At 63.2% G+C, this 8,644-nt stretch carries 6 protein-coding genes; 5 read left to right on the forward strand and 1 reads right to left on the reverse strand.

Annotated elements, in window-relative coordinates; translation table 11 throughout:
• The first annotated feature begins 41 nt into the window (after nt 1-41).
• The 5 genes from BXA00_RS13285 (at nt 42) to BXA00_RS13305 (ending at nt 8,065) form a co-directional block, all read left to right on the forward strand.
• The gene (locus tag BXA00_RS13285; protein WP_076518910.1) at nt 42-3,008 is read left to right on the forward strand and encodes a type VI secretion system Vgr family protein; all 2,967 of its coding nucleotides are present in this window, start codon (nt 42-44) and stop codon (nt 3,006-3,008) included.
• A complete protein-coding gene (locus BXA00_RS13290; RefSeq protein WP_231952252.1) occupies nt 3,005-3,994 on the forward strand; it encodes a DUF4123 domain-containing protein in 990 nt (329 codons plus the stop codon). The genes BXA00_RS13285 and BXA00_RS13290 overlap by 4 nt, the downstream gene beginning before the upstream one ends.
• Entirely contained in the window at nt 3,987-4,766 is a 780-nt protein-coding gene (locus tag BXA00_RS13295) for a DUF3304 domain-containing protein (RefSeq protein WP_076521938.1), read from the forward strand. Before BXA00_RS13290 ends, BXA00_RS13295 begins: the two co-directional genes overlap by 8 nt.
• Nucleotides 4,767-4,986: 220 nt before the next feature.
• Nucleotides 4,987-5,766 carry a DUF3304 domain-containing protein gene (locus tag BXA00_RS13300; protein ID WP_076518911.1) on the forward strand — a complete coding sequence of 260 codons (780 nt, stop codon included), beginning with the start codon at nt 4,987-4,989 and terminating at the stop codon, nt 5,764-5,766.
• A complete protein-coding gene (locus tag BXA00_RS13305; protein ID WP_076518912.1) occupies nt 5,759-8,065 on the forward strand; it encodes a phospholipase effector Tle1 domain-containing protein in 2,307 nt (768 codons plus the stop codon). The genes BXA00_RS13300 and BXA00_RS13305 overlap by 8 nt, the downstream gene beginning before the upstream one ends.
• Before the next feature lie 69 nt (nt 8,066-8,134).
• Here the strand turns inward: BXA00_RS13305 and BXA00_RS13310 are convergent, their stop codons facing one another.
• Nucleotides 8,135-8,638, reverse strand: a complete 504-nt coding sequence (locus BXA00_RS13310) for a hypothetical protein (RefSeq protein WP_076518913.1) — start codon at nt 8,636-8,638, stop codon at nt 8,135-8,137.
• Between the last annotated feature and the right edge of the window lie 6 nt (nt 8,639-8,644).

Raw genomic sequence — 8,644 nt, forward strand, 5'->3', positions numbered from 1 at the left:
ATCGGCTGGTATTGCCCACGTCCCCACGAGGTTTTTGTTCCATGGCTGTCAACGCAAGCAGCGGCGGTTTCAGCGCCCAGTCCCGTCTTTACCGGCTCGATGGCGAGGGCGCGCTGTCGTCCCTGCAGGTCGAAGGCTGGGTCGCGCGCGAAGGCCTGTCCATGCTGGGCGAGATGCGCGTGGTCGCGCTGGCCGAAGACGCCGCGCTGGACCTGGACGACATGGTGACGCGGCCCGCCACCCTGTGGACCACGCGCGCGGATGGCACCGAGGCCGGCCGCAGCGGCGTGGTGCGTGCGGCCGAATTGCTGGGCAGCAATGCGGGCATGGCGCGCTATCGCCTGACCGTGGCGCCCTGGCTGTGGCTGGCCACGCAGCGGCGCGACAGCCGTATCTATGAGAACCAGTCCGTCCTGGACATCGTGCGCCACGTGCTGGACGGCTACGAAGGCTACACCTACAAGCTGTCCGCCGACGTCGAGAATCACCTGGCCGACCTGCCGGCGCGCCCTTACACCACGCAGTATCGCGAAACCGATTACGCCTTTCTTTCGCGTCTTCTGGCGGAAGCCGGATTGGGTTGGACCACCGTCGAAGACGACAGCGCGCCCGCGCGCCACGCCGTGCTGATCTTTGCCGATAGCCGCGGCCTGGCCGAAGACGCCGAGTCCGCGGGCGCGGGCGTGCGCTTCCAGCGCGCCCATGCCACCGAATCGCGCGATGGCGTGCAGGCCATCGCGCGCCGGATGCGCCGGAGCGTGGAAAGCGTGACGGTGCTGGCCTGGCATGACAGCGGCAAGCACGCCATTGCCGGCCAGGCGTTGGCCGGCGCCGCCAGCGGCGCCGACGACGAGAGCGCCGGGCTGGAATGGTTTGAGCCGCTGGGGCACGGCGGACTGCTGAACCAGACGCATGCCCAGTTTCAGGCGACCTTGCTGATGGAGGCGGTGCAGGCCAGCGCCGAGACCTTCGTCGGCCGCGGCAATGTGTGCACCTTCCGGTCGGGCACGCGCTTCACGCTGCAAGACATGTCGCCGCTGGGGCCCGCGGGGGAATCCGGCTTTGAGCCCGTCTTCGCGCTCGACCGCGTGGAACATGTGGGCGTCAACAACCTGCCCGGACAGAACGACGCCAGCCTGGCGGACAGGCTGGGCGCGTTGGACGACTTTCTTTGCTTTGAAGAGGAGGACGATGCGGGCCAGGGGCAACCGTCGGACGATGACCCGGACTACGACCACGACGGAAGTCAGGACAGAAGCCAGGACAGAAGCCAGGACAGAAGCCAGGACATAAGCCAGGACCAGGACGACGCCGCGATCGGGGTGCGACGCCCCGAGGCGGCGGTGATGGCGCGCGCGCACGACGTCGGCTACGCCAACCGGTTCCGCGCGGTGCGCTGCGACCGGCCGTGGCGCCCCTTGCCCCGGGCAGCGCGCGGCGCCAGGCTGGCGGGCGCGCCTTCCGCCGTCGGTGTCCACACGGCCATCGTCACCAACGCCGAAGGCGCCACCGAGGCCAGCGGGGAAGACGAGATCCACCGCAACGCGCGCGGCGACGTGCGCGTGCGCTTCCATTGGCAATCCGATGGCGAGGGCCTGGCGAAAAGCCGCTGGGCGCGCGTGGCGCAGCGCCAGGCGGGCGCGGGCATGGGGATGAGCTTCGTGCCGCGCATCGGCCAGGAAGTGCTGGTGCGATTCCTGGATGAAGACATCGACCAACCCCTGGTCGTGGGCGCGCTCTACAACGGGCGCGGCGAAGGCGGCATTCCGTCCACGCCCGGCGGCAAGGCGGGCGAGCCGATGAACACCGAGGTCTACGCAGCGGCGGCCGATGGCAAGCCCAGCGCGCAGGCCAACCTGGCCAGCGGCAACGCGCCCGCATGGCATGGCGCGGCAAGCGGCGACGATCAGCATCGCAACGCGGCCGCCTTGAGCGGCTTCAAGAGCAAGGAATTCGGCGGCGACGGCTACAACCAGATCGTGTTCGACGACAGCGACGGCCAGTTGCGCATGCAGATCAAGTCCTCGCAGGCGGCCAGCGAATTGAACCTGGGCCACCTGATCCACCAGAGCGGCAACTATCGCGGCAACGTGCGCGGGGTGGGCGCGGAACTGCGCACCGACGCGTTCGGCGCGGTGCGTGGCGGAAGCGGCGTGCTGCTCACCACGTATTCCGCCGGCGGCAGCGAGCCGGCGGGCGACGCCGCGGCGCCGCTGGCGCTGGCCGGGCAGGCCGACATCATGGCGCAGTCGTTCGATGGCGTGATCGGCGCGCATCAGGGCGTGCGGCTGGCCTCGGCGCGCGGCACGGCTTCGGCGGGCGCGAGCCGGCTGGATGGCGAACGCGCGCCGCTGGCCGCCATGGCGCACGCGGTGTCGGGCACCGTGGCGGGTGAGGCAGTGGGCGGCGCCGCGGGCGACGCGTCGGCCAAGCACACCGAAGTGGTCGACGGCAAGGTGCCGCACCTGACCGATCCGCTGGTGTTGATGGCGGGCCGCGCGGGGCTGACGCAGGCGGCGGGGCGCAACGTCCAGGTCGCGGCCGGCGAACTGGTGCATTGGTCATCGGGCCAGGACCACAACCTGGCCGTCATCGGCTCGCTGCGCGTGCATACCGGGCAGGCGCTGGGCATCGTGGCCGGCGTGCAGAAGGGTGGCGCGGAATCCGGGCTGGATCTCATCGCGGGCACTGGCGAGGTCGACGTCATCTCGCAACACGACACGCTGACGGTGCAGGCGCAGCAGGACCTGCGCATGGTCAGCGCCAACGCCGGCATCGAATACGCCTCGCCCCAGCGCATCCGCATCGCCAACGCGGCGGGCGCCAGCATCGTGATCGAAGGCGGCAACATCACCGTGACGGCGCCGGGCCGCATCGACGTCAAGACCGGCAACAAGCAATTTGCCGGGCCGACGCAGATGCCGTATCCGTTCCCGCAATTCACTGTCTGCAAGACCTGCATCCTGGATGCCCAGGAGAGCGTGCAGTCCATCACCGACAAGGCATGACGGCGATGGAATATTCCTGGCAGGACGCGCTGCGCTCCACCTTCGATGAACTGCCCCATCACCGCGGCCCTTACGGCGAGGCTGCGCGCGCCTATGCGATCGTCGATTTCCGCGGGCATCCCGATCTGCTGGCGCGGCTGCGCACCACGCAAGACCTGAGCTTTGGATCGATCTGGGCGCAGACGGGCCTGGACATCTATGGCGATGTGGCGCCCTTGCTGATCGAGATCGACGGCGCCTCGCAGGGCGTGTTGCGCGGGCCGCGCTACGAAGACTTCAACACCGTGCTGGTGCGCGTGCTGGAGGCGCTGCACGAACGCCCGGGCGGCCGCTACGCGATGATGAGTTTCGCGTCGGCCGTGCCGTTGGAAAAGCTGATTGCGCACTTCGGCCCCTTCTGCGACTACGCCTTGCCGGACGCAAGCGAGTTCTTCCTGCATTGGTACGACAGCCGCATCCTGGCGCGGGCCTTGCAGGTGTGGACGCCCGAGCAGCGTGCGCGCTTCGCGGCGCCCGTCATCACGTTGCGCTATGCGCAGCGCGATGGCGCGCTGGCCGCGCTGGCCGGCGAGGGCCGGCTCCCGGCCGCGCGCGCGGCCGGGATCGAACGCTTCACGCCCGAACAGCATCAGATGCTGTTCGATCTGGACTACCCCGACAAGCTGGCGGTGCAGCTGCGCCGCCTTTATGCAGGCCTGTTGCCTGGCAATCCCGATCAGGATGCGCTGGTGCCGCGCGTCGAAGCGCAGCTGGAACGTGCGCGTGCGCACGGTGTGGCGGGCGACAAGGACACGTTCGACTACGTGGCCTGGGGCGTGTCGATCTCGCCGCGCTTTGATGAACACGCCTTGATCCGCGAGGGACTGCGCGCGTATCGGCCGGGTGCCGAGGGCGGGCTGGCGCGGGCGTTGGAAGCCGTGCCGGATGCGGTGTGGGATGAGGTTCAGTCGCTGCATCGGGCTGGACGGGATGGCCGAGATGCGTAAGGCATTGGTCGGCGTATTGCTTTGCCTGGGCCTGGTGGCGGGCTGCAAAGCCGAGCCCACTTATCAAGGGGTCAGTGTAGTTACCTACAACTACACGCCTTGGGATCTGACATCCGTTCGAATAGCAGATGCGTTCGGCGGCGTTGCCGGAAGCGGCATGATTCGATCGGGAGGAGGTGAGGGAAGTGTCTCGTGTTGCTACACGCTAAAAGGCACTGACTTCACGGTCAAGTGGAAAGGTGGTGATGCCGACTTGATGCGTAAACACATGTTCGATGGAAAGTTCGACGAGGTGATCTTTGCCAAAGAGACGACGGTGCATCTGCCATCTCAGGATGCCCCTCCTGGCGACGGACCCGTCATTTTGGAATTGCACATCTACCCCGACGATCACATGGAGCTTGCTCTGAGCCGCAAACTACTAGGCCAGGTCAGAATCCCAATCGTCGATACCGTGAGGTGGTTGTATGGAAACCACCGGGACGAACTGGTCGGGTACAAGAGTATCCATGAGTTGGCGGACGTGCTTCCCAAAGTCGTTAAGCAGGCATGGACGAATTACAGGATCGAAGAATCCGGCGATATGCGGGCGTATATGTATCTCTACTTCACCGTGGCTTCGGATTTCTACAAAGACGCGGAGATCGCCGGGATTTTGAAAGATCCGAATCGAAATCCGGGTGACTTTGGTAAGGCTGTCGGTGCGCTGCCGGAAGAGAAACTGGCGCAGTTGAAAGCGTCTGGCACGCCTCCTGGAGATAAAGATTTGTGACAGCCATACCGATCATCACGCTGCGCGATGCGTTGTGAGAAGAAGCGCTGATAGCGTTGGCGGGCGCGGGACGGCGCCAGCGCTCGAAGGTGCGCCGGATGTGGTGTGACATGACGCGCGGGCGCTGCGTCGGGAGGGGCGAAATGGCTGGGATGCGTAAAGAGCTGGTCGTAGATGTTACGGCAGCCATTGGGCGCCCTTTGATAATCTGGAGTGATCGATGCGTAAAGGACTTATCGGAATTCTGATGTGGCTTGGCCTGTTAACGGGCTGCCACGCCGAGCCCACTTATCAAGGGGTCAGCGTAGTTACCTACAACTACACGCCTTGGGATCTTGAGCTGGTGCAGATTGTCGACGCTTCGGGCGGGGTGGCGGCAACGGGTATGGTCCCATCAGGCGGTGGAGAGGGAAGTGTTTCCTGCTGCTACACCTTGAAGGGCACGGAGTTCGTCGTAAAGTGGAAAGGCGGAGACGCCGACCTCATGCGCAAACATATGTACGACGGAAAGTTTGACGAGGTGCTGTTCAGCAAAGAAACGAAGGTAGCTTTCCCACCTGCGAAGATACCGCCGGGAGACGGGCCGGCCATTCTGGAGTTGCATATCTACCCAGACGAGCATATGGAGATGGCCATCAGCCGCCAGTTGTTAGGGCAGGTCAGAATTCCAATCGTTGAAACGACACGCTGGCTATACAAGAATCACAAAGAAGATCTGGTGAATTACAGAAGTATTCACGAACTTAGATACGTGCTTGCGAAGGTGACGAAACGGGCTTGGACACGTTATCGGATCGAGAACGAAGGAGACATGCAAGGCTATATGTATCTCTATTTCGTCGTCGCCTCGAATTTCGAAAACGACCCTGATGTCGCGTCCGTTTTGCAGAATTTAAATCGAAAGCCGGGTGACTTTGGCCGCTTTGTCGCGGCGTTGTCCAAGGAAAAAATCGAGCAATTGAAATCGAAAGGCACGCCGCCGGGAGACAAGGATGTCTAACGTAGAACTGCCCGAACAAGATCGCACCCCGGCCTCGGTGCTAAAGGCGATGGCCGAGAACGAGGCGGCATATCCGAAGGATTCTTGCACCGAGTGCGGAATTACGCTGCGGATAGGATTTTTCTTTGATGGGTTTGGGCGAAACAAGAACCTGGATCAGGCCAATCCGACCTTCCTTTCGAATGTTAGCCGTCTATGGATGGCTCACTACTCCGAATTTGACGCCGACCGGCCGGTTAAACAGGTCTGGCTGCGGTTGTACTACTCCGGCCTGGGCGTCGAACTCAACGAAGAGGCGAAGACCGACGCTTTCGTGGCGGCCCTGTCTACCGCAGGGGGAAAAATGGTTGATAAGACGGTCTCCAGTGTAACGGGGGCAGCAAAAGACATCACGCGTCTGGATGAAGTTCCGGACGTAGATGTCACAGGACGCCTACGCAAGGCGGTGAAGGGCTCAATCAAAGACGGCTCTTATCAACCGCTGGTGAAGGCTTACAAGGATGTTGTGAAGGACGTACAGACGCTCCCGGAAAAAACGATACGGATCTGGAATGCGCTGGATGTTGAGAGATTCAAGGATCGTGCTCATGCCACAGTGCGTGGCGCATGGGCGGGGTTCAAGAAGAACCCGCTGAAAGCTGCATGGACCGCCACGAAAGAGGCCGCTAAGGCTACTGTCCTGGAAAGCGTTCCGGTCGTGAGTGACAATGCGACGGTGGCATACCTCCTGGGAACAGGGGTAGACAAAAGGCTGGAAGCCGCCAAGCGTCAGTTCGAAGTTGCCTATAAAGCAGCGAACGCGGGGACCGAAAAAGTCGTTCGCATTGAAATCTCGGTATTCGGTGGAGATAGAGGCGGGGTGCTGGCGAAGCAGTTCGTCAACGACATAGTTAAGAAATACCGACGGCGTCACGATCTGGACTTGGCCATTATTGGTAAAGACGGTGCGCCCGATGCGCAGATACGTATCCGCTTTCTCGGGCTTTTCGACTCTGTGGCGTCCATCATGGATGAGAACGCATTCCTGAGTTTTCTCCCTGTCGCGGACATCATCAAGCAAAACTACAAAGACAGGACGTTGACGGTTCCCGCTGCGGTGGAGAAGGCGGTGCACTTTGCCGCTGCGCACGAGCTACGCCGCAATCAGCGCTTGGACTCACTGGAAAAGACGCGCGGGTTGCAGTATCTCTACCCGGGTTCTAGTGGCGACGTCACCGGTGTCTCTCCGCCCGGGTCTCTGGGGTCTCGAACCGAACTCTCGCGGCTCCCGTTGCGCGAGATGATGAATCTTGCTATTTCGCACGGCGCTGCGATTCATAGTATGGAATATCTCTACGAGACATATCCCATTGCGCACCGGATGATGACACTCGCCAATCCCGTGCAGGACGAAGGCCAGACCTACCACGTGCAGCAGCTGGTCACCGCCTATCGCGAACTCGTCAAGTATGAACCAGGCTGCGATTTTGTGCCGCACATGGAAGTCTTCCTTCGCTGGCTGGCGGTGCGATATCAGGACCCCGTGTTTCGCGCGGGGATATCGGACCCTGCTGAGCAATGGATCAAAGATCGGGATTTCTTCACCCCCGAACAGGAACTCGCGGAAGAGCGGCGCCGCCTGTCCATGCTGTCGCCAGAGCAGCGTGCCAAGCCCGAGACGACGGCGCGCGCGCGGGAACTGGAAGCCTTGGCCAACGAGCGCCGCGAACGGGCCAATGCCAGCCGGGGCGAAGCACCGCCGCAGCGCTTCAAGCCGTTGTGGGAGCGTCTGGAAGCGGAGTACAAGAGCCTTGAAGAGGCTGAGCAGCGAGACGCCGACACCGAACGGCGGCGTCAGGATATGGAGCGCAACAACCCGGAGCAGCTTCGCACGATTGAAAGCTGGGGGCCGGATGCGGTCGTCATGGAAAACATGCGCTACGGGAGAAAGCCGGGCGATCCGGACTATGTGGATAAGCTCCCCGATCCGCTTGCCGACATGAAGGCTGAACGCGCCGTGCAGAAGCGCCTGCTGAATGCCTGGCGCGATGCGCGCGATGGCAAGACGCAATTGCCGCCCAAGGTCATGACGCTGTTCGACTGGCTGGTGCATGACGCCATGCTGAGCAGCTGGCCTGACCATCTGCTGGCCAGCACCTCGATGTATTTCCGCGTGCGCGACAAGGATGTGTTCGCCAAGACCGACACGAAGGCGGAGATGGAACAGCGCGCCAAGGACATGCGTAATGCCGAGCGGGTGGACGCGATGGCCGCGCGCAACGAGCAGAACATCCGGCAGATGACGCCCGTGCGGCCCTGAGCGGCGGCGTGGCGGTGATGGCATGACGGCCCTGCAAAGCAGGGCCGTCTTTTTTTGTTTGAACGTCTTTTACTTCTGACCGTCTTCGACCTCGATGGTCACGGTGTTCGATTTCACGTCCTCGGCCTCGATATAGACTTCATACGTCGCCGGCGTGGCGGGCAGGTGCAGCACGCCGGCCATGTCCGTGGTGAAGCGCGTTTCGACCGTCATGCCGGGCGGCAGGGGGATCTTCGGGGGCGTCGGGCCGCCCTCCCTGGGATCGACCGACACATTGGGCAGCTTGGGACGCACGTAGTTGAACGCGATGCCGCGATACACCTTGCCGGTGCGCGTATCCACCGCCACGAAGCGCGGCAGTTGCGGGTTGTCGACCACGGGCAGGATGCCGCGCGCGCAGATGGGAATGGTGAGCGTGTTGCCGTCGCGGATCTTCACGCGCGAGGGCGCGGCGATGCGCATCTGCGCGTCATAGCCTTGCAGCGGCGGCATGCAGGCGTGCTCTTTCTGCGAGTGCGAGGGCACCGAGGCGAAGGTGGCGGGCTCGATCCAGTCGGTAGTCATGATGGGCATGTCGAA

This window comes from Achromobacter sp. MFA1 R4 (assembly GCF_900156745.1).
GTDB lineage: Bacteria > Pseudomonadota > Gammaproteobacteria > Burkholderiales > Burkholderiaceae_B > Achromobacter.